The following is a 26,779-nucleotide window of genomic DNA, read 5'->3' as shown; positions in this document are numbered from 1 at the left end:
AAACATGCGTTGGGGGTGATCTACTTAAAGCATTAATTTTGGCCTCACTTCCAAAACTATTAGCCAGGCCAGTATTCCATGATTTCAATCGTAATATGTTCCGCCAATCCGCGGGATCTTTCCCGGGTAAAGCAAAGTATAGAAATTACCATCGGGGTACCTTTTGAGCTTCTTGACTTTGATAATAATGTACTGAAAAAAGGTATCTGCGAGATTTACAACATGGGCGCCCGGCAGGCAAGCTATGATATCATTTGCTTCATGCATGAAGATATTGAGATGATAACTGTGAACTGGGGGCAGAAACTGGTGGATATCTTCAGGAACAATGCAGGCTTGGGTTTACTTGGCGTGGCAGGTGGCGGGTATAAGTCTGTCGTACCTTCCAGCTGGTACAATGCAGATCTCGAATTGAATGGAGCGTTTTATTGCTGCCTGATGCAGGGATTCAAGTATTCCGGAAAGGAGGAGTTTCTGGATTACCGGAATCCGCGGAATGAAAAGTTATCAAAGGTCGCAAGTATTGACGGTTGCTGGATGTGTACCAGGAAATCCATTGCTGAACAACATCCATTCGACGAGAAGCTGCTGACGGGCTTTCATGCTTACGATATCGACTTTTCACTTGCAACAGGTACTAAATATGAAGTGGCTGTGACCTACGAGATCCTGCTGCGGCACTTTTCCGAAGGCGCTTTTTCAAAGGATTGGGAAGATGCGATTTTAAAAGTACACGAAAAATGGAGTGCAATTCTGCCTGTGAATACGGATGAGCTCAATGAGGCGCATTTACTCCGCAATGAGCGAAAAGCATTCAAAGCTTTTCATAACAGGCAACTGGATCAGGGTAGTTCTTACGGGCGTCTTGCCGAAATACTCTGGAAGTCGCGTAAGTCGCGGATTTTTGCCGGGGGCAAATGGTATAAGTTGTATGTCGACCTTTGGCGGGTATGGAAAAAGCGTGGTTGACTTAGTCCAAAGTGTAGCCGCATGCTTCAATATAAGGCTTCCAGAAATCGAGATTATGGTCCCAGGAGTGGCAGCCAAACGGAAGCTTGCCTTTATTAAAGCGCACGCCGCGCTCAGGGTTGTTTTCAATGGAAAACTGATAAGCTTTTTTGTACTCCGGAATGCGCAGCTTGGGAATTCCGCGGTTTGTTTCGATACTCCAGAATACATCTTCGTGAAACTGGTGCTCGGTCCGTCGATGGTATTCTTCAATCTTGTCCCGCATTTCTCCCGCAATACGATGGAATTTGCGTACCCTGCGCAGTGAAAAGCCGCCATTTCCTACCTGGTTATCAAACTGGCGTGGGTGCGGTAATCCGTCTTCCTGAATGTTGCGCCACTGGTGGTAAAAGGTAATTGCTTTTGTTTTGAATGCTTTAATGAAATCGGGTTCTTCCAGGCGCTTGGGCCAGGGGGCCCCAATGTAGTCGTACCCGCTTTTGCACCACCTGGTTAGTTCGTCCTGGAAAACAAATGCGTCAAGCTGGTGAATGAGAATGAATTCGTAGTTGATAAATTTTGCATAAAATTCCTGACTGAGCATGAGCTGGTTGTAGCCTTCAATTCCCGAAAAATAGGCAGGGTCGAAGCTGATCACTTTACTGAAAGCTGCCATTTCGGGCAGTGTACTGATTTCCAGGTTCTCCGGTTTTACAGCGATAATGGGATAGTTGCCGAGCACGCGCGCGCATTGCTGCAATGAAATTTCTTCATAGTGGGTCAGGGTGGTTTTGTAAAGGGGTACCACCACTGCCACGTTTCCGGGGCTATCCATTTATATAACGAACGTTGATTGATCAGGTACTTTTGAAAAGTTGTACCTAAATAGTTTTTTCCTGCTGCTTTTGATTATTGAGCGTACTTACAAGCGATTCGAGATGTTCCTGGAAAAAGAAATCGAATCCGTCATTTCCCTCAGGCACTACATTGATTACTTCAAATGATGTTTCCAGAATGCGAGGCACTTTCAGACCTTCGGCAATGGAGTAGGGGAAAGACTGGTTACCTATAAAAAACTTGCAACCAGCGATAATCCGCGCCATTTGCATAAAATCATCCACCTGCACCCAGCGGATGTTTGGTATCGTCTTCTTAATATCCTTGTATTCAGATTCCACACCGATAAAAACAATATCGGGGTACTGGTTCATGAATTTGTAGTTGATTGTGTAGTTCCGGTAACGTTCGCTACGTGCCATCACGATGATGTTCTCGTAACTCCGATCCGGTTCCACTTCCAGCCAGGGTTTCCAAAGCACAGGATTGACGCCGGTCAGATAGCTGCACCAGCGCGCGATATTTCCTTTGTCAAGAGGGATTCCGCCAGCGCGGAAATAGTCAAGATCTATGTCAATTGTTTGATCAGTATGAATTTCCACGTGATCAATGTATCGCTGCGGCCGGAGTAGTTTGATCAGCATTTCGGCCATCTTTTCATTCAGCATTACATTGCCCAGCGGGTGCGTGTTGTAGCCCGAAAGTATCAGCGGCTGGCCAAGGCGGAGGTACAGTTCAATGCGTGCACCAGTCAGTTTGCGAATTGCCTCGATCGTCGGCAATGCATATATTACGTCACCGGCATTGCCGCTGTGGCTAAGCCGGATCTTCCCGTTTTGTTTTGCGAAATTGATGATCTTCGCCGGGCTTGTCAGTTTTTCTGAGTCTGTTATGAAGTTGGAAAAAGCCAGTTGCTTCTGGTTCCGCAACTCCCACTTATACTGTTTATAGCGGATTTTGTCCGTATGTTTCAGCCAAAGCCGGGAAACCAGATTTCTCTTTTTAAACATAATTGGTTACTATTAAACTACTCGTTAAATGTCTGCATGTCAATCAATCGTTTGTAAAGACCTTCGTGTGCGATGAGCTCCGAGTGATTGCCCTGTTCAACAACTTTCCCTTGGTCGAGTACCAAAATCATATCTGCATTCTGAATCGTGCTCAGCCTGTGCGCGATCACCAGTGAAGTCCGGTTTTTCATCAGATTGTTCAATGCTTCCTGTACCAATTTTTCCGATTCGGTGTCCAGCGCCGAAGTAGCTTCATCTAAAAGCATGATCGGTGGATTTTTTAATACTGCACGCGCAATACAGATCCGCTGCTTCTGCCCGCCGGAGAGCTTCATACCCCGGTCACCAATGTTGCTATAATAGCCGTGCTCTGTATTCATGATGAATTCGTGTGCGTTGGCGACGCGTGCAGCAGCTTCCACCTGTTCCATTGTAGCATCCGGATTTCCAAAAGCGATGTTCTGGAAAATTGTGTCGTTAAAGAGCATGGATTCCTGGTTAACCAAACCGAAAAGTGCCCAAAGTGACTCTTGCTTGATGTTCCTGACATCGATACCGTCCAGGGTAACCCTGCCGGACTGCGCATCTATAAACCTGGGCAGTAAATCCATCAGCGTCGATTTGCCGCCTCCTGACGGACCTACCAATGCGACGGTTTTGCCTTTCGGGACGGTTACATTAATTGCGTTGAGGACAGGCCGGGCGGGGTAGGAGAACGATAGGTTTTCGAGCTTGATCGCCTCTTTGAAGTCTTTCAGGTCAATAGCGTCGGGCGCATCGTTGATTTCCGGTTTTTCATCAATCAATTCCAGAACCCGCTCTCCCGCGGCTATTCCCGCGTGAATGGTACTGAACGAATCAGTCAATGCTTTCGCCGGGCGCATTACCTGTGAAAATAAAGCGATGTACGCCACAAACTTGGATACGCTGAGATCAGATTGATTGTCGAGTATCAGCGAGCCGCCATAAAGTACGATGATCGCGACCATACCCACACCGAGGAATTCGGATACAGGTGAACTTAACTGCTGCCTGCGGGCCATTTTCCTGCCGAGCTCCGAGTACCGGATGTTTTCACTATGGAACTTCTCCTTGATCTGCTCAGTGGCATTGAAAGCTTTGATGATCTTAACGCCGCTTAAAGCTTCATCGAGATAGCTGATCATCAGACCAAAATAATGCTGCGCCAATGCAGCCTGCTCTTTCAGGCGCTTTACAATTTTTGAAATAAGAAAAGCTGAGACCGGAATGACCAGAATCGCAAACAATGTCAGCTTTACGGAGGTCGCAAAGAGCATGAAAATGTAAGCGATCAATTGAAGCGGCTCTTTGAAAACCACCTGCAAAGTGCCGGTCACAGAAAATTGGACTACCTGTACGTCGGATGCAATCTTTGAAATAATATCCCCTTTTCGCTGATTGCTGAAATAACCTACATGCAGGTTCATGACGTGATCAAAAACTGTTTTGCGCAGGTTCAGCAACGTATGGATACGTAAGTTTTCCATGATGCGCTGCGAAAAGTATTTGAAGATATTGGAAAGCAGAACTGAGATCACGATCACGCCGCAAACAATACGAAGCGCGCCGTGTGCACCGTATTCCAGGTTGGCCTGTTGGGCAAAATAGTTTAATGCGGTAGGAACATCGAACCAGCTGTCTGGTCTGGCAATCAGCGCTGTACCTTCATCATTGTTGTTAAATAATGTGCTGAGCAGAGGCGCCAGCAGGGCAAGGTTTAGCGTATTGAATATGACACCAAGGACTGTACAAACAATGTAAGGAAATGCAAATCTGGCAATTGGCTGTGCAAATGACAGTAATCGGAAGTATGTTTTCATTATTAAATGGATAGTGTACATTGCGTACACCCGAAAGTAAAATAGCCGGAAACTGAGAAATTTCCGGTTGAGGACGCAAATTAATGCTTATCCTTTGTAAAAGTACTAGCCGAGGTTACAATTTCACAACCTGCTTGTATTTGAGCATGTACTGTATGTTTTCGATGACCTCGATGATCCCGATGTTGGATTTGTGGACTTTCATCTGCCGCTTGAAAGCGCGCTTTCTCATTTTCAGCTCATTCATGTTCCGCAGGAAGTCGAGGTAGGCTTCTGCTTTGTAAAACTGGAAAGTAAGCAGACTTGGCAGCACGTCGCTCAGGATAACCTGTAAATGGTAAAGGTTCAGATCAATGCCGTGCAGGTGCAGGTGGTGCATGTAATAGCGGTTGCGGAAATAGATCCTTTTTACCGAGTATATATCCTTGTGGCCTTTTGTCGTAGCAGATACTTCGTGGCGACAAACCGCATTGTGCTCGTAGTAGCATTTCCAACCCAAACGCCAGGCGCGGATCGACATTTCCTGATCTTCGCCGTAATAAGGATTGAACATTTCATTGAACCCGTTGATCGCTTTCAGCTTCCGGGTATCCATCAATGCAATTGCGCCGGAAAGGTAGAAAGTAGGCGTCAGTGTATCGGAATCCTGCAAGTAAAAGAAATTGCTCGGCTTTATTTTCCGGCCCAGGATTTTGGGTGAGCGTGCGGCATCGAGGATATTATCGTCATCCATTCCGATGATCCGCCCCATTACGCCGAAGGTATCTTCGAGCTCAAAATACTTATATAGCTTTTCAAAATAACCTTCTTCCAGAGTAACATCCGTATTCAGGAGGAAGATAAGATCGTTGGTTGCCTTTCTGATGCCCAGGTTGCAGGTGTTCGCAAAGCCGGAGTTCTTTTCCTTACGGATGATAGTGATATTATCACCATAGTGTTGTTCCAGATACGCAACCGAGTCGTCCGTAGATGCATCGTCTACAACGATGATTTGTACCTCCGGCCCGAGCCCTTTCAGGATTTTATAATTGGTCTCGAAATATTTTTCGAACAAGTGTCTTCCGTTAAAATTCGGAATTACTACGGAGATGCTTCTCATTAATTTACAGTTTTAGTGTAGCGTAATAGTGTTTCCGATAGCGATTTTATTAATGTTGATGGATGAACCTGTGAAGGTTAGGTTCCTCTTGAAACGACCCCTTCATTATTTCATTGTATCCGGCAAGTCACTCGCTTGCCTTAAATAATTGAACCATTAAGATTGTAAATCACGCCTACTCACGAAAACTATATACGCGTTCACTTGATATCGTTGAATTATTAAAATAGTAGTCTCAAAAAACTGACCACGAATGCTGACTTAAAAATATGATACGAGGAGAGGTGGGTCAAAAAGCCGGAGAATATCCGCGATGCTTTTTAATAGGCTGTTTCTGTATTTTTCAATTACAAAATTTAATTTTAACTGCTTTGATTTAAAATACCAGAAAAGATAGGGGTTTGTTGCAGGCAAGTTCGATATTCTAGGACGTTATTCATACCGGTAAAGCTAAATTTAAATTTTCATGGCTAACAGAGTATCTGATATCCCTATGATCCTGTCCAAACTAAATTGGTTGGAAGCATACACTTTTATTTTCCGGAAAATAATGATTTAACGGCTTTATTCACCTTGAAATACCTCATAATCAATCAATAAAAACTTTGCATCTGGGGTGCTGCTTTTTAATAATGTGTGAAAAAAAATACTCAATGGTTGTACGGTAATCTAAAACCTTGCTTAAATTTTTTACTGATTTAACTTTTTAAGACCAGTTTTTGTTTCTTGTACTAAACCGAGGTTCTCTCCGGAACATTCATTTTCTCCGACTGTCTAATCTTTCTACAATGCTTAATACCGAATTTACTTTCGACGCAAGCGAGTTATACCCGACCACTACCTATAAAGCAGCTCGCGAAATCGCAGAGCAGGTTGTCAGCCACTTTGAGAAACACCACAGTGCCGTCAGCAGGTATTACGAACAGGACCTGGCCCCCAAACCGGATCGGAAGACGATAGAGGCGATTGTAGATACCACTTTTTGGGCCAGTTTACGGAAAGAAGAGGGGAGGTCCCCCAAAGTGTCTATCGCCTATCTGCCGCCGCGCGACGCAGAGCACCCGCTTATTTTTGCAGAAACATTGCCGCTGTCGGCCAACACCCTCACCAAGCTCGCGCCTGCTGTGGAACGGTCAGGAATCCATTTGGGCGTTTGGCAGGAGGGTGGCGAGCTGCGCATTTGGGGTACCACGCGGGTAATCCCGGGTTTGTGTTTCGTACTGGAAGTTATTGAGCCGGGAATGCTGGTAATCAAGCACCGGCGGGTAGATGGTTTTGGTAAGTTCGTCAATGTGGCTGTGCTTAAAGGAGACCAGGTTAAGATTGTGAATGAAGAGAGCGGGAAAGTAAAAGACTGTCCCTCCGTGGTGAATTCCATGATGGGTTTCAGATCCCCAACCATGTGGAACGATTCGCCGAACCTGCTTGTGCAGCTGGCTGTTTCCATGCGCGCCCACGAGCGCGGCGGCATTTTGCTGGTTGTGCCTACCGGCCAGGAAACCTGGCGCAAATCCATTATACATCCCATTACGTATCATGTTCAGCCCGCGTTCTCTGAGCTGGCAGAGCTTTACAGAGGATACCTGAAAGAACCGAATCCCTTTTCGTGGCAAACACAATTCAGCTCCGCGATCAACAATATGGCCGGACTTACTGCGGTAGACGGCGCAACGATTATCAATGATAGTTATGAACTGCTTGCGTTCGGCGCCAAGATCGGCCGCGCCGCAGATGGATCTCCGGTAGAAGAAATTATAGTTACGGAGCCGGTTATAGGCAATGAAGGAATGGTAGTCCATCCTGTGCAAACTGGCGGCACAAGGCATTTGTCTGCTGCACAGTTTGTGCACGATCAGCGTGATGCTATCGCACTCGTAGCTTCACAGGACGGCAGGTTTACCATATTTTCATGGTCGCCCTGCGAGAAAAAAGTGCAGGCACACCGGGTAGATGCATTGCTGCTTTGACTCAAGGGAATAATTCCAGCTGCTCGGGATCCCGCGGCTTTCTGCTCCTTACTTCGGGTTCGTGAAAGTTTGATAAGGAAATACCGAGCAGCCGCACAGGCTTTTCATTCATTTCTACCTTATCCAGCAAAGCCCGCGCTGTTTCTACAATAGAATCAAAATCCGAGATTGGCTTTGGAAAAGACTGGTTTCTGGTAATCTGTGTAAAATCGCTGAATTTGACTTTAAGTGTAACTGTTCGGCCCTGCAGGTGGCTTTTCTTTAACCTGTTGCAAACCGTTTCACCGATCCTGTCCAGCTCCTTATACATTTCCTCCGGCGTGGTAAGATCGTACGTAAAGGTATCCTCGGCGCCCAGCGATTTGGTCTCACGATGCGTCTGGACTTCCCGCTCGTCAATTCCTCTGACAATGCGATAGAAGAACAAGCCGCTTTTTCCGAATCTCCGGGTGAGCTCTTCCTCGGACAATGCTTTCAGATCTCCTCCGGTAAACAGGCCCATCGTCTTCATTTTGTCAGCAGTTACCTTGCCTACACCGTGAAATTTCTCAACTGGCAGCGTACTCATGAAGTTTTCTATTTTGGAAGGACCGATAAAGGTCAGCCCGTCGGGTTTGTTCAGGTCGGACGCGATTTTTGCCACAAACTTGTTAATAGACACGCCGGCAGACGCCGTTAACTGCAGTTCCTCTTTGATTTCCTGCTTAATACGTTTCGCAATTTCCATTGCCGATCCAATGTGCAGCTTGTCTTCTGTCACGTCCAGGTAAGCTTCGTCTAGTGAAAGGGGTTCGATCAGATCGGTATAGCGCGAGAAAATCTCTCGTATTTTGCGCGACGCAGCTTTATATACCTCAAACCTAGGCGGTACAAATATGATTTGCGGACAAAGTTTAATAGCCTGCCGGGAAGGCATTGCTGATCGTACGCCAAACTTCCGCGCCTCATAACTCGCGGTGGCCACCACGCCCCTTCCGGTAGGCGAGCCACCCACCGCCAGCGGTTTTCCCCTATACTCGGGAAAGTCGCGCTGCTCTACGGAAGCGTAGAATGCGTCCATGTCAATGTGAATAATTTTTCTTTGAGCGGCCGGCATCATCAATGCTGGGATACGGAAAGTGGAATACTTTTAATGTTAAAAACAAATTAAATGTTTTACAATTCGCATCATTAGCTATTTATTTTTCGTAATCCATGTGAGACTTTGAACCTGAAGCAGGGTTTGATATTCAACAACGTTCCTCTAACACTCAATGCAATATTCTATACCACGGATTACATACCTATTTTGTTTGCTCTTTTTCACAATACTGGTGCCAGCCGCTGCACAGGAAAGATGCGGAACCATGGAGCTGCTCAACCAGCGTTTTATTGCCCAGCCTGCATTAAAGCTGATGTTTGACCAGCGGGAAGCTGTTTTAAAACAAATCGTAAATGCGCGTATTCAATCGGGAAAATCGATGCGGACTACGTCGGAAGTCACGATACCGGTTGTATTTCACGTGGTGCTCAACCGCCAGTCGCAGGTAACCGACGCGCAGATCCTCGCGCAGCTCGATACGATCAACAAAGACTATGCGGGCCAGAATGCAGGCGCCAGCCAGATACCTTCCCATTTCCGGTCGCTGTTCGGGCAGTCGGGCATCAAATTCTGCCTTGCTCAGCGCACCCCTGATGATCTTCCCTCGAATGGAATCGTGCGTTACCAAACCAATCGCTCGACTTTCGATTACACAACGAACTTCGTCAAACACGTCGAATCAGGTGGCGCGGATGCCTGGGATACGGATAAGTACTTGAATATATGGATATGTGATTTGTCAAATTCGACGCTTGGCTACGCAACGTTCCCCAATGACGGTGTGAAAGACGAGCAAGGTGTCGTTGTAGATTATGGTTCACTGCCCGGCGGCGTTACGACCGGATATAACCAGGGCAAAACACTTACGCACGAGCTGGGGCATTTCTTTAATCTGTACCACATCTGGGGCGATGATAATGATTCCTGCTCCGGAAGCGACGAGGTGGATGATACGCCCAACCAGTCGGGGAGCACGAACACTTGCAGAACAGGTATCTTAACGGACAGATGTACTCCGACGAGTCCCGGAATTATGTACCAGAATTATATGGACTACACGCCCGACGCTTGTTTGCTGATGTTCACCAGGCAGCAGGTCGCCAGGATGGAGGCTGCTTTTGAAGCCTACCGTGCATTGTTGGCCCAGTCAAACGGCTGCACGCCGGTTAATCTGAAAGCCAAAGACGCGTCCGTTCAATCAATTACACAGCCCGATCAACGGATTTGTACAAATACATTTACCCCGCGCATTATCCTCGAAAACAGGGGCACCGAAACACTTACTTCGGTAACTGTTCATGCGGTAATCGACAATGGAACCACGCAGACGTACCGCTGGACCGGCTCGCTGGCCACGTTTGCAGAGACAACAGTAACCCTCCCAGCGCTGACTACCGCAGAGGGTAACCACGTGCTTACGATCTACACCTCCGATCCAAATGGTGCACAGGATGAAAATACTTCCAACGATGCATTGTCACTTGACTTCATATATTATGAGCCATTTGCACCGCCGATCACAGAGAGCTTCGAACGTCTATTCCCGCCGCGCGGCTGGGATATTGTAAATCCTGATAATGGATCCACGTGGGAAAAAACAAATGTGGCGGCAAAAACGGGCAGCGCGTCAGTTCGTATTTCAAACTTCAATAACGCGTCAATAGGCCAGCGTGACTACCTGCGCCTGCCGACCGTGAACATTGCGGGCGCCGACTCTGCATTTGTTTCCTTCCAGCTCGCCGCGGCTACTTACACGAGTACCTCGGTACAAAACAATGTCTGGGATACTTTGCAGGTACTAGTCAGCACGGATTGCGGGCAGACTTACCGGAGTGTTTACCGGAAATGGGGCTCGAGCCTGGTGACAAGAAGCGCGGCTACGCGTGTTGCATTTACGCCGACTGTTAACGAATGGAGGAGGGAAGAAATCAACATCAGTGAGTTTATCGGACAAGGCGAGATCCTGATCGCGTTCCTGAACAGCAATGGAAATGAGAACGACATTTTCCTCGACGATGTCAATGTGAGGGCAGTTACCGTGAATCCGAATTTGAAAGAAGCCGGGTTTCTGGTGTCGCCTAACCCTACGACGGGCATTTTCTCGGTTCAGTTCTACCCGCATCCGGTCGGTTTGAAAGCTATTACCGTGTACAATGTAGCAGGCCAGAAAGTGGCCGAGCGACTGATTACCGGTGAGGTGGCATCGAATGTGTACGACTTCAATCTGACGAATTATTCCTCAGGGTTGTATATCATCAAAGCCGAATTTGAGGACCGCGTATTAACCAAGAAGATTGTCAAGGAATAAAAACGAAACAGGAAAGGCGCAGTAGCATTCACCGCGCCTTTCCTGTTTCTGATATTCTTAAAATCAATAAATCCTTTTGACGATCACCTTACTGTTTGTCTGAGAAATCGCAAAATCCTTCGCATTCTCGTTTTCAGGGGCAATGAAGATCTGCTTCTTTTTCTTGCCGTCGGTACTGACCCAGTTGGCAGAGTAAATTTCGGGAAGCGTGCCGGTGTAAATGGGATGATTGTCGGACATCATGAAGATCTCTTCTTCTTCGTAGGCAAGTTCCAGGTCACTTCCTTCGATCACGTCGCAAATGATTTTCAATCCTCCCGAATCATCGTCGACTAATCCTTTTATCCTGGCTTTCCCATAAAAAGGGTCTTCTTCAAATTCCCAGCGAACATAATATTCAATTACATTTCCTATCTGAGAATCAATATAGTCGGCGGTAAGCAGTTGTTCCTGGCGCATTTCGAAGCTGTTTTCTTGAACTCCTTTTACAAAAAAGCAATATAGTCCCAAACGAACCATGGGAGTTTAGCAAATGTAATCGGAAGCTTATTGTTTCCAAAAATTAATGAGCTGGCTTTCGCCATTATTTGCCAATGTACAAAATACATACCGACAGCCTAGTGCGGCGGGTAAAAAAGGTGTTGCATATAGCAACAACGGTTAGCAAGCGGGCGGCTTTTAAGGATAAGCTGAAACAGCCGCCCATTCACGGGAGAAGCTATTTTATAACCGCTGGGAACATAGCGGTACGGTTTTTGTCCTCGGCTATGTAACTCAAACAAATACGGACAAACGTCCTCTCACCTAGCCACGAATCTATATGCAAAAAACTCGACGATTAAATGGGCGTAGCTCCGCTGCGGGCACGTTCATTTTTCTGAGGATTGGTTTGGTTTCCCTGCTGTTATTTTTATTTAAAGTCAACAACATTCACGCACAACAGGTAAGTCCGGACACAACCCGCAAGGCAAAGCCCGATGCTACAATTCCACAACCGGTAATCAGGCCAGCCGCTGATACCCTCCCCAAATCAAAGATACCCGCAGACTCAGCCAACAACCCAGCTTCCCGAGTGCCGACTCCCGGAGTGTCGACTCCCGGAGTATCGACTCCCGGAGTATCGACTCCCGGAGTATCGACTCCCGGAGTATCGACTCCCGGAGTGCCGACTCCTGGAGTGCCGACTCCCGGAGCCTCGACTTCCTCACCAACTACGCCAGCTAAAACTTCGCAAAGTTTCGATCCGCTGGTCAAACCGACTACTCCTCCTGACACTACTCAAAAAGCAGCTGCATTAACTGACTCAACTGCTGCACCAGCGAAAACCGACAGCATTGGTTCGCAAAATCAGCCGGGACAGCCTGCCACCCAGCCAGCGCAACAGGCGGCACAGCAACCCGGCCAGCCAATTTCTCAACCCGCAGATTCTGCGGTCGCAGGCCCTGCTTCGCAAGAACTTGGTCCCGACGCCAGGTCCATTAAAGGTAAGGTTGTCGACGAAAAAGGTATAGGAATGCCGGGTGTCGCGGTTCTCGTAAAAGGAACGCAGATCCAGGCGATAACTGAGCCGGACGGTTCTTTTCAAATGAAAGTACCCGCAAATGGCGGAACCCTGGTTTACAGCTTCGTAGGTTTTACTTCAAAAGAAACGCCAATCGGTAATCAAACCACATTTAATGTGCAGCTCTTACCAGAAGCAAAAGCCTTGAAAGAGGTCGTAGTGGTAGGTTACGGGGCGCAAAGCAAACGCGATCTCGCGAGTTCGACTTCGAGGGTAGCAGGTACGGAATATAAATCAGCAGTGGTCAATACTGTTGACCAGGCGCTTCAGGGAAGGGCCACCGGCGTGCAGGTAACTGAAACTTCCGGCGAACCCGGCGCAGCGACGGTTGTGCGGATCAGGGGCAACAATTCACTCAGTGGGAACAATGAGCCGCTTTACGTGGTCGACGGATTTCCAATGCCGCCTTACCGCGAAGCCGGGGCGAATTTCACAGGCGCCACTTCACAAAACGGACTTTACGGGATCAATCCGAATGATATCGAGAGCATGGAGATTCTGAAAGATGCATCAGCTACCGCTATCTACGGTTCACGCGGAGCAAATGGCGTAGTTCTGATCACGACCAAATCAGGAAAAAGGGGCGAGGGACGCGTGGAGCTGGTTAACAAAACCTCGTTCGGCTCTGTTTCAAACCCGATCAAAATGATGAATTCGCGGCAGTATGCACAGGTGATCAACGAGAGCTACCTGCTCACCGGCCGTAATGCGCCTTTCGAAAACCTGGATAGTGCATTCACGAATACAGACTGGGTCGAGGCCATCACGCAGCCGAGCTTCCGCGAAGATATTACGCTCAGCTTGTCAGGCGGCAGCCCGAAATCCTCCTACTACATTTCCGCTAATTATTTAAAGGAAAAAGGTACAATCATCAATTCGGACAATAACAGGGCGAGCTTGCGTGTCAACCTCAACAATGAGATCAACGATTGGTATACTGTCAAAGGTCAGGTTTCGTTCAGCCGCCAGAAGACCAACCGGGCGGTAACAGCCTCCCGCGCCTGGCCAAGTTCAGGCGGGTTAATGGACGGACTTCGCGCGGCGCCTACATTGGAACTGGATTATCTGGGAAACAACAGTATGGGTATTCCCAACTACTCAGGCTACTACTTTTCCAATCCGGTGAATGAGCTGACTGCAAAGACAGACGTGACGCAGAGCGACTACTCCATCCTGAACATTGAAAATTTCTTCCGCCTGACTGATGGGCTGAGCCTGGTTGTGAGCCTGGCCGGGAACCAGAACCTTACCCGCAGGAAAGTTTTTCTTCCTCCTTCCACAGCCGAAGGAAACCCCGTGAAGGGAAAGGGCAGCAACAACACTTCCAACACGTACAGCTACAATGTAAATGCCTACATGCAGTACGAAAAGACCTTTAAAACAGACCATTACCTGAATACAACCCTGGGTGTGGAATATAACGACCAGACTGTTGAATTCGTCAACACCAGTTCGAGCGGCTACGATATTCCGTTTTTCGGGGTAGATAACATAGGCAGCGCGCAGTCCCAGTCGATCGGTTCATTCAAGGAAAAACGCGTTTTACAATCAGCCTTTTTGCGGGCCAATTACTCGTTCAAGGGTAAATATGTGCTGAACAGTTCCGTGCGCATTGACGGGGCCTCTGCTTTTGCGGCCAATAATAAGTACGGGGTATTTCCGTCAGTAGCGCTAGCCTGGAACCTCGATCAGGAGGAGTTTATGAGAGGGATTACTTTTATTTCCAATACCAAATTCCGGGGTTCCTGGGGTGAAACGGGCAGCCAGGCTATCGGGGCATATTCCTCATTGTCGCAGTATGCGAGCGGCTTTTACGAAATGGGGCCGCAGGGAGACGGCGCCGTGATCGGTACAGGCATTTTCCCGAACACCATTGCTAACCCGAATCTTTCCTGGGAAAGAACCCGCCAGCTGAACCTGGGTTTTGATTTCAATACCGCCAAAGATCGCCTCGTTTTCAGCTTTGATTATTATAATAAGGTTACTTCCGACCTCCTGCAACCTAGAAGAGTACCGACGCAGGCTGGGGTAAGCACGATCATCGACAACTACGGTACCATGCGGAACCGGGGTTTTGAAGTGAGCATCACCGGAAACATTGTTCAGAAGAAGAATGTGACTTTCTCAACACGTTTGAACATTTCCAGAAACGTAAATACGCTGATAGACCTGGGTGAGCGTACGCAATCTGATTTTGTAAGTTTGAATGGAAACCTGCTGGGAGGCGTTTCGGGTATCCTGACGCCGGGAGAAGAAGTAGGACGGTTCTTCGGGTACAAGGTTGCTGGTCTCACTCAGACCACCGACTTTGACGCAAACGGAAACCCAACCTTCGCCACATTTGAAGGCCCGCGGCCTGCCGGCAGCACAGGTACACCGATATACGGTGCGTGGATTTATGCAGATACAAACGGAGACAACATCATCACGGCCAATGACCGGGTCGTGCTGGGCAAATCCAATCCCGACTTCACTTTCGGCTGGACTTACGATTTAACCTGGAAGAACCTGGCGGTGAATGCATTGTTTACGGGATCTGTCGGCAACGACGTACTAAACCTCACCAATTTTTACATTATGAATGGGGTGGTGGAGTACAGCGGGGTGGGGTTCAATCAGTCGGAAGATTGGTTTAATAAAAGATACACCGAGTCGAACCCTCACAATGATCCCAAGTACCCTGGTATTCAGAGAGGCATCCCTTCTGGTGATATCAACTCCACGATGCTGGAAGATGGAAGTTTCGTTCGTCTCAAAATGCTGAGTCTTTCATACACTTTCCCGCGACTTGGCCCGATACAGAATCCGCGGCTGTTTGTAACAGGAACCAACCTTTGGACTTTGACCAAATACACCGGCTTTGATCCCGAGGTAAGCTCCTACGCACAGTCACTGCTGCAGCAAGGCATTGATTATGGCGCTTATCCGGCGCAGCGTTCCTACACAATCGGTATCTCGTGCAATTTCTAACTCGACACAAATGCTATGAAAGTTCATATAAAAATATCGGTACTGGCTTTGCTGACTATGATCGGTTCTTGCAAGGGAAATCTGGAAGAATCTCCATATTCGTCCCTAAGCAAGGAAGTAGTTTTCAAAGATGAAGACGGTCTCAACCAGGCGACAATTGGTGTTTACCACGCTTACACAGCCCCTGATTTCGGGGATATCAGCAACAGGTTCAATCTGACGGAGTCAGGGCACCGCTATGCGACAGCCGGTATACTCGGTTCCGGGGCTGACCCTTATTACCGTTTTGGGCACAATGCGAATTCTCCCGCATTCGAGTCAGTTTGGAGCCGTTTTTACAAGATTATTTTTCGGGCCAATACTGTTATCGCGAATGCAAAACTGGCGGTGCCAGGCGAGGAAGAAGAAGCCGATCCCTACATTGCCGAAGCGCGATTTTTGAGAGGATATGCATATTTTCATTTGGTTAGACTGTTCGGCGGCGTGCCGCTGATCCTGGACGAGATCAAATCGCTGAAAGATGAAAACCTGATTTTTGCGCCTCGGTCGACGGATGTGGAGGTTTACGAAGCCATCATCGCAGATCTGACATTTGCCGAGGCCAACCTGCCGGATTCGCGGGGAGGTGCAGAACTGGGGCGCGTATCGGCGGGTACAGCCAAAGCAATGCTCGGAAAAGTGTACCTGCAAATGGCGGGCCGCCCATTGAACCGGACAGAGAATTACCAGAAAGCGGCAGATGTACTGAGTCAGCTGGTAGGAACAGAGAATGAAGAGAAATATGACTTTGAGCTGCTACCGGATTTTACGGATGTTTTCTCGCTTGACAATGAGCGCAACCGTGAAATCGTCCTTTCTTTCGGATATTTTATCAACTCATCGCAGCCGAATGGAAGCATTTTGCCTTTCAATCTTTTTCCTTCCGGACTTGTAAATGGCGACGAGCAAACGAACTACGGGTTAACTTACAGTTTTTATCAATTGTTTGAAAAAACAGACCTGAGGAGAGATTTTACGACGGTTCCGAGGTATATCTTCCAGGGAACAGCAAGGGCAGGAGCTGTGCCTGGCGACAGCATTATCTACAATCCTACACTTGGTAACTATGTTGTAAAGAGAACAAATGCGCCATTCGCTCACGACGATTTCAAGTATGGAATTGCTTATGGAAAGCTGGCTCGGGTTGCGCGTCCGGCTGGCTCGGCAGTGCAGGGATACAGCACGGATCTGATTGAAATGCGTTTTCCTGATGTGCTGCTGATGCTTGCGGAAGCATTGAATGAAACCGGCAAGAGTGCGCAGGCGCTGCCGCTGGTGAACAGGGTACGCGCCAGGGCAAAAGCTTCTGCATTGCGCGCGGGTACAGTGGCCGAAATGCGCGCGGCAATCCGTCGCGAGCGCAGGCTGGAACTGAGCGGAGAGTTCAACACCGTTTACGATATCCGCCGCTGGGGAACATTGAAAGACGAAATCGCAGCAATGACCACAGACCAGATCGTAGATAACGTACTGATCCCGTATTCCGAGCGGCTGGAAATCTACCCGATCCCACAAAGCCAAATAGACGCAAACCCGAACTTGCGGCAGAATGAGGGTTGGTGAAAGTTAAGATTACATTGACAGCAAGATAAATAGCGGCCGGGCCGGGAAATAGTATCACAACTATTCGGCCCGGCCGCTAATTGTTTGGACTTTCCATGCTAATTTTAGGTACCAAATGGTTGTTATGACTTCCTCTAATCAAGAACGAAAAGGATTATATATCCTGCTCCTGACTACATTATTCCTCGCTTCCTGCCAGAAGCACCTTACTGTTTCCAGCAGCGATTACAAGCAGTACAGCATTGATCAGCAAAGCGGCGAGGACTCGTCGATGGTGAAATATTACCTTCCTTACAAACAAAAGATGCAGGCTGAAATGAGCCGCGTGGTCGGGCAGGCGGAGCAGGCGCTTACTAAGCCGGGAAACCCGGAAACACTCCTTGGTAATTTCTTTGCTGATTTTATGCTGGCAGAAGGCTTGAAGCGTGAGCCTTCGATCCAGTTTGCGCTGGCAACAAAAGGTGGCCTCCGGACTACCTGGCCGCAGGGTAACATCACGGTTTCCAACGTTTTCGAACTCATGCCATTTGAAAATGAAATGGTTGTTCTGAAACTGAACGGGGAGAATGTGCAGGAACTGGCCGATTTTGTAGCCAAGAAAGGTGGACAGCCGGTTGCGGGAATGCGGATGAAGATTAAAGACGGAAAGGCAATGGATATTGAAATTGCAGGGCAGCCTTTTGACCAAAACAAAACCTACGTGCTCGTTACTTACGACTATCTGGCAGACGGCGGCGATGAATTGGATTTCCTCAAAAAGGTTGTAGAACGACGAGATATCGGCACGAAAGTTCGCGATGCATTATTGGATTATATCAATGAATTAACCCGGCAGGGTAAGAAAATCAATGCGCAACTCGATGGAAGAATCACGATTGTCAATGAATAGCAGAAGGGAGTTTTTACGTAAAAGTCTGGGCGCGGCTGCATTGATGGGTCTGGCACCTGCGCCTCTGGCTGCCTTCGGGAAAGATTCGACCGTTCAGCTTACTATTTTGCATACCAACGATGTGCATAGTCAGATTGAACCGTTTCCAATGGATGGGTCGCGCAATCAGGGACTCGGCGGCGTGGCCAGAAGGGCAGCATTGATAACTAAGATCAGACAGGAACAGCCCAATGTGCTGCTGCTTGATGCTGGAGATATATTTCAGGGTACTCCGTATTTCAATTTGTACGGAGGTGAAGTAGAGATGGTCGCAATGAGCAAAATGGGCTACGATGCGGCCACGATGGGAAACCACGATTTTGACAATGGGATAGCGGGCTTTGTAAAACAACTTCCGCATGCAAACTTTCCTTTTCTGGTAAGCAACTACAATTTTGAAAATACCGAACTGAAAGGCAAAACCCAATCCTATAAGGTATTTAAAAAGCAGGGAATCAAGATAGGTGTGTTTGGCTTAGGTATTCAGCTGCATGGTTTGGTCAACAAAAAGAACTACCTCGAAACAGAGTATCTTGATCCTGTGCAAAAGGCAAATGAAATGGCCACGCTGCTCAAAAACGATCTCAAATGCGACCTCGTCGTTTGTCTGTCGCATTTAGGATATAAGTACCGCGACGAGAAAGTTTCAGATTTGGTACTCGCCAGGTCAACGCGGAACATCGACCTGATCATCGGCGGACATACGCACACATTCATGAAAGCGCCCGAAGCAGTGATGAATCTCGACGGAAAGCCGACGACAATCAATCAGGTAGGGTTCGCCGGGATCAATCTCGGGAGACTCGACTACTTTTTTGACCGGGAATCGGGCAGGCAAAGGATGGTATCTAACGTTTATCCCATTCACGCGCAGGATTGGGTATAACCCTGGGCAGCATTATTCCATGTGCAGGAATTGCTGCCTAACTTTTTCCTCTTCCAGATCAAGCTGGGCGAGGTGTTGTCTCACTATCTCTTCTTCAAACATCGCTTTTTTATTGAATTTGAGGAGTAGCTCCCGTTTTCTTTCCAGGATTTTCTTGCTGACGGCCTGATACTGGGCGATGTAGTCGTGCCCGGAATGCATCGGATCGCTTTCTCTTACGCGATTCAAAAATCCGATATCGCCTTCGAGCTTGTATTTAAGGGTTTGCAGCAGCTCATTTCGGGGTACTATGTCGGCGTACTGTTCATTGATAAGAGTAAGTGCCTCTTCAGCAAGTTTCCGGCGAATCAGCACATCCTGCTCCTGTGCCGTGATTTCGTAATCTGTTTCTTCTATACTCAGCTTTCGGATCACCCACGGTAGTGTCAGTCCTTGCAATACAAGGGTTACCATGATCACCACGAATGTAATAAAGAGAATGAGATTTCGCTGCGGAAACGGCTGTCCGCCATTGATCAGATGCGGAATGGACAATGCAGCTGCAAGTGAAACCACGCCGCGCATGCCCGTCCAGCCGAAAGCCAGCGGTGCACGCCACCCGGGACTGCTGTCTGCTGTTCGGATATATTTACTGATAAAAACGGTAAACACGGACGCGCCCAGCGCACTGATAATGCGCGTTACAATCACGACCAGCGAAATCATCAGACCGTATTTGATCGCCTCGGAAAGAGAAGTATCTCCCAGCTGGGCTACAATAACAGGCAGTTCAAGTCCGATGAGCATGAAAACAATCCCGTTAAGCACAAAGCCTGCCGTGCTCCACACATTTACGCCCTGAATGCGGCTGAGGTGGCTCAAAATACTGTGACTCCTGTCGGACAGGAATAAGCCGCCGGTTACTACCGCTATGACGCCAGAAAAATGAAATTCCTCGGCTACTATGTACATGGTGTAGGGCGCGACGAAAGTGAGGATCGTGTCAATGCTGGGGGTAGTCGGCATCCAGCGATGGATGGCGTAAAACAGCAATGCAATGCCGAAACCAATCGCAAAGCCCATTATAATGACGAGAAAGAAGCTGGAAACAGCTTCGGCGAAGACAAACTGCCCGGTGATAATGGCTGCCAATGCGAACCGGAAGACGATCAGGCTGGATGCATCATTGAGCAGGCTCTCGCCTTCTACAATGGCGATAAGTCGTTTGGATACTTTTACATCCTTGAGAACAGAAGTAGCTGCTACCGCATCGGGCGGGGAGATAATGCCACCCAGCAGAAAGCCAAGCGCAAGTGTAAAGCCCGGGATAATTGCCTTTGAAACAAACGCGATTACGCAGGAAGTGAATATGACAATGCCAAATGCAAACGAGCCGATGACGCGGCGCCATTTCCAAAAGTCTTTCCAGGAGGTCTGCCAGGCAGCTTCAAAAAGCAGGGGTGGCAAGAAGATCAGGAAGATAAAATCCGGATTGATGTCAACCTGCGGGGTGCCGGGAATAAAGCCGAGTACCAGTCCGCCCAGTACAAGTACGATTGGGTAAGAGATCCTGATCCGCTGCGCCAGCATTACCAGGAATAAAATAATGACAATGAGCGAAAGGTACAGAATGATATCGTTGTGCATACAGCAGGGGAGCGACTTATCTCACGTACAATTTAATGCCGTTTGTCGATTTAAGAACAATCAGCGGGTGCATTCCCACTGCATGTGCGGGATCAATCTCAAAAGAGAACCGCTTGACAAGCGAAGCAAGCAGCAACTGCATTTCCATCATCGCAAATTGCTGCCCGATGCATATACGCGGACCAGCTCCAAAAGGCAGATAGTTGAACTTCGGCCGGTTCTTGACACGCTCGGGACTGAAATTATCGGGGTTAAAGGTGAGTGGATTTTCCCATAAATGCGGGTTTCGGTGCAGCTCGAATACAGAGAGAAACACGGAGGTACCCTTCGGAATATAGTAACCTTCGATCTCGCTGTTGATAACAGCCTCCCGCGTCATTGTCCAGGCGGGCGGGTAGAGCCGCAGCCCTTCTTCAACAACCTGCCTGGTATACGGCATACGCATCAGCTGTTCAAAAGTAGGGACGCTGTCGAAGATCTGACTTTCTTCTCTGATTCGATTCGTAATATCGGGTTGCCTGGATAGCTCCCACAGAAGCCAGCTCAGGCCGGTCGCAGAAGTTTCATGACCTGCCGCGAACATGGTGATCGCTTCGTCGCGGATCTGCTGATCGTTCATTTGCTCGCCCGTATCTTCGTCTGTGCTGTCCAGCAGCAGCTGCAGCAGGTCATTCGGCGCTTCCCCCGACTTTCTTCTTTGCTCGATAAAGTTGAAGACCAGCTTATTAAAGTAGCCCAGATCGGTGCGGAAGTATTTGTCCTCTCCATTGATCGCCATGAGCGGCCTGCGATACGGCCGGCGCACCCGGGTTACCAGGTACTTTTGTGTTCGTGTCACCTGTTTGTAGATCTGCGCTTTGTCCTCGCTGTTCATATTTCCAAACAGTGTTTTCAATGCGATATCCGAAGTGATCGCCATCATCTGAGCATCGATATCGACAGCCTCTTTGCCACGGAATGCTTCCATATCATCCAGGAAAGTGACAGTGAGCTCACCCATTGTGAGAAATAATTCCTGCAAACGCTCGCGGTGAAAGGCAGGCTGTACCAGTCGCCGCTGCCGCAGCCAGAAATCACCTTCGCTCGTCACCAGTCCATTGCCCAGCACGGGTTGCAGCATTTTGGAAGAGCTTCCTTTTTTGAAGTCTTTGTTATGCTGCTGCAGAATGTACCTGAAAAACCCGGGCTCGCGGCTGATCACAAATTCCCTGAAAAGTTTGATCCTGAAAGTGTCGCCGCATTGTTCGAAACCCTCCCGCAGAAAGTGCAGCGGGTCCCGTGCAAATTTGACAGCTCCCAATAGGCTAAATCTTCCAATCCGGTATTCTGGTATAGCGCGCATTGTTTTCATCTTTAAGACAGCTACAAGTAAATCATAGAAATGCAAAAAACCACCTGCCAGGCAGATGGTTTTGGTAAAATCGGGTGTACCTGACGTTATTTTTTGCCTGCAAAAGAGCGCAGCATCCAGGTATTCTTTTCTTTAAACTGCATAAAACGGTTGACCATATCATTGGAACCGTCGTCGCCAGCCTGAGAAGTAGCTTCCAGCAGCTCGCGTTCCAGCTCGATCAGTTTCGCCATATCATCCAGGATCGCGTCTACCATTGCAAGATCCTGCATTCCGATCGTGTTGATTTCCTGGATCTGTGATTCATTGATATAATCCGCGAAACGGCTGTGCGGTGCTTTACCCAGCGTAAGTACCCTTTCCGCAATCTCGTCGATTGTCAGCTGCGCATTTGTATAGAGTTCTTCAAATTTCACATGCAGGGTAAAAAAGTTTTGACCCTTTATATTCCAGTGGCATCCACGCAGTTTCTGGTAGTGGATGTGGTAGTTGGCGAGGTAGTCGTTGAGCAGGTCTACGACAGGTTTTACTTCCTGTTCATCAAGGCTGATTGCTTTGGCATCCATAATAGTAGCGGAAAAATTAGAATTCGTGTTTTGGTTTAATTGGAGCAACAAAATCGTACCAATATATCATATAACGCATTAGTATACGTTAATCCGGACGAAAATGAATAAAGTATGACAAACAGGTCGGCTCTTGCGGCCTGGAATATAAAAAAGCGCATTTGCGGCACGATACTTTATACATAACCACTCACAATCCACTAATTATTTTAACCATGTTCATTGCAGAATTGAAAGGAAGATCGATCGGAATCTTGATGCTCTTGTGTGTTTTTTCAAGCACATATCTAATGGCGCAGGCGAAAGAAGAAGAAAAGTTGGTAGCGGCTACTGCGGTTTTAAATGACTTTAATGAAATGCAGGAGAGCATTCCCGCACAGCTGCTCAATATGTCAAAAGGTGTGATCATTATTCCGAAAATGATCAACGCGGGGCTGATGCTGGGAGGTAAGTATGGACGCGGAGTAGCTATGGTCAAAAAAGAGAACGGCGAATGGAGTGATCCCGTATTTATCACTATTACTGGCGGAAGTATCGGTGCGCAGATCGGCGTACAGGCTGTGGATCTTGTACTGGTATTCAAAAACAGGAAAACATTGCTCGAAATCGGCAAAGGCAGCTTTACACTCGGCGGAGACCTGTCGGTAGCAGCAGGCCCAATGGGAAGAAGTTCCTCCGCCCAAACCGACTACAAGCTGGAAGCCGAAGTATATTCTTATTCCCGGAGCAAAGGATTATTTGCCGGAATTACGCTCAACGGAGCTGCACTAGCGGTAGATACCAAGGCAAACAATGACTTTTACGACGGCTGGAAAGACGCGAACACTACATTCAAAAGTTCGAATGTTTCTTCTAAACAAGTAGAAGACCTGCGCGCCAGACTGGACGAATTCAACAATTAATGCACCATGCCATCCTCGGTCGTTTCATCATACAGCTATGACGGAGATAAGGAAACACTTAGAATAACCTACGTGTCCGGGCTGGTCTACGACTACAAAAAAGTACCTCTGGAAGTCTACCAGGCCATGAAAGCCACGACTTCCAAGGGTACTTTTTTGAATAAATACATTAAGGGGAATTTTGAGTTTGAGAAGATCGATGAATGAATTTTGAATGATTGAATGAGTGAATGAGTGAATGTTTTAGGGAGGATGAAGTTTGTCACCCTGAGCGGAGTCGAAGGGCGCTACTGCTTGGTAGTAACGCTCCTTCGACTCCGCTCAGGGTGACAAGCCTTCAAAATACTTCCTCCTTCCTACCTTTCCTCCATCCTCCCTTTCTTCCCTTTCCTCCTTAGCCTTTTAAAAAATGATCCACCGCCCTCGCTTTCAGTGCCATATAGGTCAGTGACGGATTCTGTGTTGATGTAGAAGTCATGCAGGCGCCGTCGGTTACGATTACGTTTGGACAGTGGTGTAGCTGGTTCCATTTGTTGAGCATGGAGGTCTTGGGATCGTTACCCATTCTGATGCCGCCCATTTCGTGGTTCTCGCTGCCTGGGTTTCTTTTTGTATCTGCGGTTTTGATGTTTGTAAAACCTGCCTGGGACAGCATTTCACTCAGCTCCGTATAAAAGTCCTGAACCATTTTCATGTCATTGTCGTCAAATGCGACTGACATCCGCAGCTGCGGGATACCCCAGACGTCGGTAAGTGTCGGGTGCAGGCTGACCATATTGCTTTCTTTCGGCAGGGTTTCACCCATCATCTGGGTACCGATGCTCCAACCACTCTCGTCTGGTGCAAAAAGGCTTGTTTTAAGATCTTCACCAATTCCATTGTTCGCATTGCCCATTTTGGACGCGCTCATAGAAACTGCATAGCCGCGCAGAAAATCTGTTTCCTGCTTGAAAACATTCCGGAACCTTGGTATATAGGCGCCATTCGGGCGGCGACCGTCGGTGGTACGATCGTGATACCCGTCAAACTCGGCACTTACGCGGCCGCGGTAATTGTGAAAACCAATGTATTTACCCAGTGTTCCGCTGTCATTACCGAGCCCGTTTGGAAAGCGGCTGGATTTTGAATTAAGCAATATCAGGTTTGAATTGATCGCGGAGGCATTGATGAAAATCACTTTCGCATAATATTCGCTCATTTCCTTTGTCAATGCATCAACCACCCGAACACCGGTCGCCCTCTTTTTCTTTTCGTCATAAATAACGGAATGCACAACGGAATGCGGCCTGAGCGTAAGGTTCCCGGTTTTCTCAGCCCATGGCAAAGTAGAAGAATTGGTACTGAAATATCCGCCAAAAGGACAGCCCCGCTGACACATATTCCGGTGCTGGCATTTGGCCCGGCCCTGTTCCAGATGAACAGGCTGCGGGTCGGTTATGTGCGCAGCCCTGCCGATAATGATCGGTCTCGCATTTTTATAGTTTTTGGCGGTCTGCTCGCTGAAATGCTTTTCTACGCAGCTCATTTCATGCGGCGGTAGGAATTCGCCGTCAGGCAGCTGCGGCAATCCGTCTTTGTTTCCCGAAATGCCTGCAAATTTCTCTACGTAGCTGTACCAGGGAGCAATATCCTTGTACCTGATCGGCCAGTCGATCCCGAAGCCGTCGCGGGCGGGACCCTCAAAATCATAGTCTGACCATCGCTGTGTCTGCCGTGCCCACAGCAGCGACCGACCGCCCACCTGGTAGCCGCGCATCCAGTCGAAGGGTTTATCCTGCACATAAGGGTGGAATGCATCTTTTACCACAAAGTGCATGGCGTCTTCCTTGAAGATGTAATGTTTACTGGCGATCGGGTTGGCTTCACGGATCGCCAGTGAAGGCTGTCCGCGGTGCTCAAATTCCCAGGGGAGCATGTTTGTAGTGGGGTAATCGACAATGTGCCTTACATCCTGTCCGCGTTCCAGCACCAGCGTTTTCAAGCCTTTTTCAGTCAGCTCCTTCGCTGCCCAACCGCCGCTAATACCCGTGCCGACAACAATTGCATCGAATGTCCGGGCTTTTTCTGCATCAATATTGAAGTATGCCATTTTAGTTTTTACCGTTCAGGGTTTCTTTTTCCATAAGTTGGGCAGCAGCTTGTCGTGTAAAAGCATCCGCCAGGTGCCCCAGTCGTGCGCGCCTTCGCCACCAATGAAGTACTCGTGTTTCACGCCTATTTTGTCAAGCGCCAAATGCGTTGCTTCCGATCGTTTTCCAACAAAATCCAGTTCACCACTTCCCAGACCCACAAGCAGGTAGTCTACCTTGTCTTTGATTCTGGAGTCACTGAAAAAAGCCGGGTTCAGCTTTTCAGGTTCAAGGTCGCCCGCGCTCAGGATACCGAACGAACTAAACAGGTCAATTGCGTTAAAACCCACCGCCTGGGTATGCCGGCCACCCATTGACAAACCCGAAATAGCGCGCGCCTTCCGGTCTTTGATGGTACTGTAATGTGCGTCGACGAATGGCACGATCTGTTTTCTTAATTCATCTTCAAAAAACTTGTAAGTCTTCTGTAAATGCTGCGGATCAGAGCGGTGCAGCACCTGGTTGTTGGGCATCGCTATGATCATCGGTGTGATCTTTCCTGCGGCAAGCAGGTTATCTGCTATGAAGTTGGCGCGACCGTCGAGCTCCCAGCCATTCGCAAGCTCGCCGCTTCCGCCAAGCAGGTACAATACCGGATATTTGTTTTTCGGATCGTAGCCGGGCGGAGTATACACAAACATTTCTCGCTCGCCATTCAGTACATCCGAATGGTAGATATGCCGGGTTACACTTCCGTGCGGCACATTTTGAGCATCATAATAGGAAGGTTTGGTATCGTGTACGACCACATTGCTGTAACCAGGCTGATTGGCGCTGCCCGTCAATGTATTGTTAGGATCGACAACGGGTACTCCATCCAGCATGATCCGGTATACATAAATATTCGGCGTAACGGGACCTACCGTCAGCGACCAGTTGCCTTCATTATCTTTGGTAAATGGGATTGCATTCTTTGATTTCAATGCAAGCAGAATCGGCCCGCCGGTGAGCTCTACCTTTTGTGCTTCCGGTGCTTTGAGCCTGAAAGTGATCGTGTGATCATCGTGTACCTCGGGAGAAATCACGCTTCCACCGTAAGGCACCAGGTTCTGCGTATTTTTTTGCGGATTGAAATCCAGGTTAACATTGGCCTGCTGCGCATGTACGGTCTGGGTAGCAACCAAAGTCGCTGAGGCAAGTAGCGCAGATCTGAGTATTTTCATTGAA

The 26,779-nt window shown here is 48.2% G+C and carries 20 protein-coding genes; 9 read left to right on the top strand and 11 right to left on the bottom strand.

Features of this window, described 5'->3' with window-relative positions; translation table 11 throughout:
* Nucleotides 1–78: 78 nt before the first annotated feature.
* Nucleotides 79–969 (top strand): glycosyltransferase, encoded by an 891-nt coding sequence (locus Q369_RS0107545; protein WP_051663960.1) that lies wholly within the window; start codon nucleotides 79–81, stop codon nucleotides 967–969.
* A gap of 1 nt (nucleotide 970) precedes the next feature.
* On the opposite strand, the gene Q369_RS0107540 is transcribed toward Q369_RS0107545, so the two are convergent.
* The 4 genes from Q369_RS0107540 to Q369_RS0107525 all read right to left on the bottom strand — a co-directional run bounded on the left by Q369_RS0107540 (nucleotide 971) and on the right by Q369_RS0107525 (nucleotide 5,735).
* The gene (locus Q369_RS0107540) at nucleotides 971–1,783 is read right to left on the bottom strand and encodes a DUF5672 family protein (protein ID WP_031527192.1); all 813 of its coding nucleotides are present in this window, start codon (nucleotides 1,781–1,783) and stop codon (nucleotides 971–973) included.
* A gap of 46 nt (nucleotides 1,784–1,829) precedes the next feature.
* Nucleotides 1,830–2,795, bottom strand: a complete 966-nt coding sequence (locus tag Q369_RS0107535) for a hypothetical protein (RefSeq protein ID WP_031527191.1) — start codon at nucleotides 2,793–2,795, stop codon at nucleotides 1,830–1,832.
* Nucleotides 2,796–2,812: 17 nt separating this feature from the next.
* Nucleotides 2,813–4,636 (bottom strand): ABC transporter ATP-binding protein, encoded by a 1,824-nt coding sequence (locus tag Q369_RS0107530; protein ID WP_031527190.1) that lies wholly within the window; start codon nucleotides 4,634–4,636, stop codon nucleotides 2,813–2,815.
* Nucleotides 4,637–4,751: 115 nt separating this feature from the next.
* On the bottom strand, nucleotides 4,752–5,735 hold the full coding sequence (locus Q369_RS0107525; protein ID WP_031527189.1) for a glycosyltransferase family 2 protein: 984 nt from the start codon (nucleotides 5,733–5,735) through the stop codon (nucleotides 4,752–4,754).
* 788 nt (nucleotides 5,736–6,523) lie between these two features.
* Between Q369_RS0107525 and Q369_RS0107520 the strand changes: the two genes are divergently transcribed.
* Complete coding sequence (locus Q369_RS0107520; RefSeq protein ID WP_031527188.1) at nucleotides 6,524–7,702, top strand: putative sensor domain DACNV-containing protein; 1,179 nt, start codon at nucleotides 6,524–6,526, stop codon at nucleotides 7,700–7,702.
* 1 nt (nucleotide 7,703) lies between these two features.
* Here Q369_RS0107520 and dinB read toward each other — a convergent pair whose 3' ends face one another.
* The gene (gene dinB / locus Q369_RS0107515) at nucleotides 7,704–8,801 is read right to left on the bottom strand and encodes a DNA polymerase IV (protein ID WP_157488094.1); all 1,098 of its coding nucleotides are present in this window, start codon (nucleotides 8,799–8,801) and stop codon (nucleotides 7,704–7,706) included.
* A gap of 193 nt (nucleotides 8,802–8,994) precedes the next feature.
* Between dinB and Q369_RS0107510 the strand changes: the two genes are divergently transcribed.
* Nucleotides 8,995–11,091 (top strand): M43 family zinc metalloprotease, encoded by a 2,097-nt coding sequence (locus Q369_RS0107510; protein WP_229206765.1) that lies wholly within the window; start codon nucleotides 8,995–8,997, stop codon nucleotides 11,089–11,091.
* 63 nt (nucleotides 11,092–11,154) lie between these two features.
* On the opposite strand, the gene Q369_RS0107505 is transcribed toward Q369_RS0107510, so the two are convergent.
* Complete coding sequence (locus Q369_RS0107505) at nucleotides 11,155–11,550, bottom strand: hypothetical protein (protein WP_031527185.1); 396 nt, start codon at nucleotides 11,548–11,550, stop codon at nucleotides 11,155–11,157.
* A 361-nt stretch (nucleotides 11,551–11,911) separates the two neighbouring features.
* On the opposite strand from Q369_RS0107505, the gene Q369_RS0107495 reads away from it, so the two are divergent.
* From Q369_RS0107495 to Q369_RS0107480, 4 genes are all read left to right on the top strand, one after another.
* On the top strand, nucleotides 11,912–15,622 hold the full coding sequence (locus Q369_RS0107495) for a SusC/RagA family TonB-linked outer membrane protein (protein ID WP_031527184.1): 3,711 nt from the start codon (nucleotides 11,912–11,914) through the stop codon (nucleotides 15,620–15,622).
* A 15-nt stretch (nucleotides 15,623–15,637) separates the two neighbouring features.
* Complete coding sequence (locus Q369_RS0107490) at nucleotides 15,638–17,224, top strand: RagB/SusD family nutrient uptake outer membrane protein (RefSeq protein ID WP_031527183.1); 1,587 nt, start codon at nucleotides 15,638–15,640, stop codon at nucleotides 17,222–17,224.
* Nucleotides 17,225–17,348: 124 nt separating this feature from the next.
* Nucleotides 17,349–18,113 (top strand): 5'-nucleotidase C-terminal domain-containing protein, encoded by a 765-nt coding sequence (locus tag Q369_RS0107485; RefSeq protein ID WP_084165668.1) that lies wholly within the window; start codon nucleotides 17,349–17,351, stop codon nucleotides 18,111–18,113.
* Nucleotides 18,106–19,038, top strand: coding sequence for a bifunctional metallophosphatase/5'-nucleotidase (locus tag Q369_RS0107480; RefSeq protein ID WP_229206764.1), 933 nt, complete (start codon nucleotides 18,106–18,108; stop codon nucleotides 19,036–19,038). Before Q369_RS0107485 ends, Q369_RS0107480 begins: the two co-directional genes overlap by 8 nt.
* Nucleotides 19,039–19,050: 12 nt before the next feature.
* Here the strand turns inward: Q369_RS0107480 and Q369_RS0107475 are convergent, their stop codons facing one another.
* The 3 genes from Q369_RS0107475 to Q369_RS0107465 form a co-directional block, all read right to left on the bottom strand.
* Nucleotides 19,051–20,664, bottom strand: coding sequence for a Na+/H+ antiporter (locus Q369_RS0107475; RefSeq protein WP_031527180.1), 1,614 nt, complete (start codon nucleotides 20,662–20,664; stop codon nucleotides 19,051–19,053).
* A gap of 16 nt (nucleotides 20,665–20,680) precedes the next feature.
* Nucleotides 20,681–22,006, bottom strand: a complete 1,326-nt coding sequence (locus Q369_RS0107470) for a cytochrome P450 (protein ID WP_031527179.1) — start codon at nucleotides 22,004–22,006, stop codon at nucleotides 20,681–20,683.
* 95 nt (nucleotides 22,007–22,101) lie between these two features.
* The gene (locus Q369_RS0107465) at nucleotides 22,102–22,581 is read right to left on the bottom strand and encodes a Dps family protein (protein ID WP_031527178.1); all 480 of its coding nucleotides are present in this window, start codon (nucleotides 22,579–22,581) and stop codon (nucleotides 22,102–22,104) included.
* A gap of 215 nt (nucleotides 22,582–22,796) precedes the next feature.
* Between Q369_RS0107465 and Q369_RS0107460 the strand changes: the two genes are divergently transcribed.
* Both Q369_RS0107460 and Q369_RS0107455 read left to right on the top strand, forming a co-directional pair.
* Nucleotides 22,797–23,483, top strand: a complete 687-nt coding sequence (locus Q369_RS0107460; RefSeq protein WP_031527177.1) for a lipid-binding SYLF domain-containing protein — start codon at nucleotides 22,797–22,799, stop codon at nucleotides 23,481–23,483.
* Between the two features lie 6 nt (nucleotides 23,484–23,489).
* Entirely contained in the window at nucleotides 23,490–23,690 is a 201-nt protein-coding gene (locus Q369_RS0107455) for a KTSC domain-containing protein (protein ID WP_031527176.1), read from the top strand.
* Between the two features lie 187 nt (nucleotides 23,691–23,877).
* On the opposite strand, the gene Q369_RS0107450 is transcribed toward Q369_RS0107455, so the two are convergent.
* Complete coding sequence (locus tag Q369_RS0107450; protein ID WP_031527175.1) at nucleotides 23,878–25,572, bottom strand: GMC oxidoreductase; 1,695 nt, start codon at nucleotides 25,570–25,572, stop codon at nucleotides 23,878–23,880.
* Nucleotides 25,573–25,587: 15 nt separating this feature from the next.
* Nucleotides 25,588–26,775 (bottom strand): esterase, encoded by a 1,188-nt coding sequence (locus tag Q369_RS0107445; protein WP_031527174.1) that lies wholly within the window; start codon nucleotides 26,773–26,775, stop codon nucleotides 25,588–25,590.
* Nucleotides 26,776–26,779: the final 4 nt, after the last annotated feature.

This window comes from Dyadobacter crusticola DSM 16708 (assembly GCF_000701505.1).
Lineage (GTDB): Bacteria > Bacteroidota > Bacteroidia > Cytophagales > Spirosomataceae > Dyadobacter > Dyadobacter crusticola.
Note: the sequence above shows the minus strand (reverse complement) of the source record. Positions and strands in the feature narration are given on the sequence as shown.

What these genes read in the sequence shown, in the direction of transcription:
- Q369_RS0107545 (WP_051663960.1), top strand. Translation starts at nt 79, where the DNA reads ATGATTTCAATCGTAATATGTTCCGCCAATCCGCGGGATCTTTCCCGG.
- Q369_RS0107540 (WP_031527192.1), bottom strand. Translation starts at nt 1,783, where the DNA reads ATGGATAGCCCCGGAAACGTGGCAGTGGTGGTACCCCTTTACAAAACC.
- Q369_RS0107535 (WP_031527191.1), bottom strand. Translation starts at nt 2,795, where the DNA reads ATGTTTAAAAAGAGAAATCTGGTTTCCCGGCTTTGGCTGAAACATACG.
- Q369_RS0107530 (WP_031527190.1), bottom strand. Translation starts at nt 4,636, where the DNA reads ATGAAAACATACTTCCGATTACTGTCATTTGCACAGCCAATTGCCAGA.
- Q369_RS0107525 (WP_031527189.1), bottom strand. Translation starts at nt 5,735, where the DNA reads ATGAGAAGCATCTCCGTAGTAATTCCGAATTTTAACGGAAGACACTTG.
- Q369_RS0107520 (WP_031527188.1), top strand. Translation starts at nt 6,524, where the DNA reads ATGCTTAATACCGAATTTACTTTCGACGCAAGCGAGTTATACCCGACC.
- dinB (WP_157488094.1), bottom strand. Translation starts at nt 8,801, where the DNA reads ATGATGCCGGCCGCTCAAAGAAAAATTATTCACATTGACATGGACGCA.
- Q369_RS0107505 (WP_031527185.1), bottom strand. Translation starts at nt 11,550, where the DNA reads ATGCGCCAGGAACAACTGCTTACCGCCGACTATATTGATTCTCAGATA.
- Q369_RS0107495 (WP_031527184.1), top strand. Translation starts at nt 11,912, where the DNA reads ATGCAAAAAACTCGACGATTAAATGGGCGTAGCTCCGCTGCGGGCACG.
- Q369_RS0107490 (WP_031527183.1), top strand. Translation starts at nt 15,638, where the DNA reads ATGAAAGTTCATATAAAAATATCGGTACTGGCTTTGCTGACTATGATC.
- Q369_RS0107485 (WP_084165668.1), top strand. Translation starts at nt 17,349, where the DNA reads ATGACTTCCTCTAATCAAGAACGAAAAGGATTATATATCCTGCTCCTG.
- Q369_RS0107480 (WP_229206764.1), top strand. Translation starts at nt 18,106, where the DNA reads ATGAATAGCAGAAGGGAGTTTTTACGTAAAAGTCTGGGCGCGGCTGCA.
- Q369_RS0107475 (WP_031527180.1), bottom strand. Translation starts at nt 20,664, where the DNA reads ATGCACAACGATATCATTCTGTACCTTTCGCTCATTGTCATTATTTTA.
- Q369_RS0107470 (WP_031527179.1), bottom strand. Translation starts at nt 22,006, where the DNA reads ATGCGCGCTATACCAGAATACCGGATTGGAAGATTTAGCCTATTGGGA.
- Q369_RS0107465 (WP_031527178.1), bottom strand. Translation starts at nt 22,581, where the DNA reads ATGGATGCCAAAGCAATCAGCCTTGATGAACAGGAAGTAAAACCTGTC.
- Q369_RS0107460 (WP_031527177.1), top strand. Translation starts at nt 22,797, where the DNA reads ATGTTCATTGCAGAATTGAAAGGAAGATCGATCGGAATCTTGATGCTC.
- Q369_RS0107455 (WP_031527176.1), top strand. Translation starts at nt 23,490, where the DNA reads ATGCCATCCTCGGTCGTTTCATCATACAGCTATGACGGAGATAAGGAA.
- Q369_RS0107450 (WP_031527175.1), bottom strand. Translation starts at nt 25,572, where the DNA reads ATGGCATACTTCAATATTGATGCAGAAAAAGCCCGGACATTCGATGCA.
- Q369_RS0107445 (WP_031527174.1), bottom strand. Translation starts at nt 26,775, where the DNA reads ATGAAAATACTCAGATCTGCGCTACTTGCCTCAGCGACTTTGGTTGCT.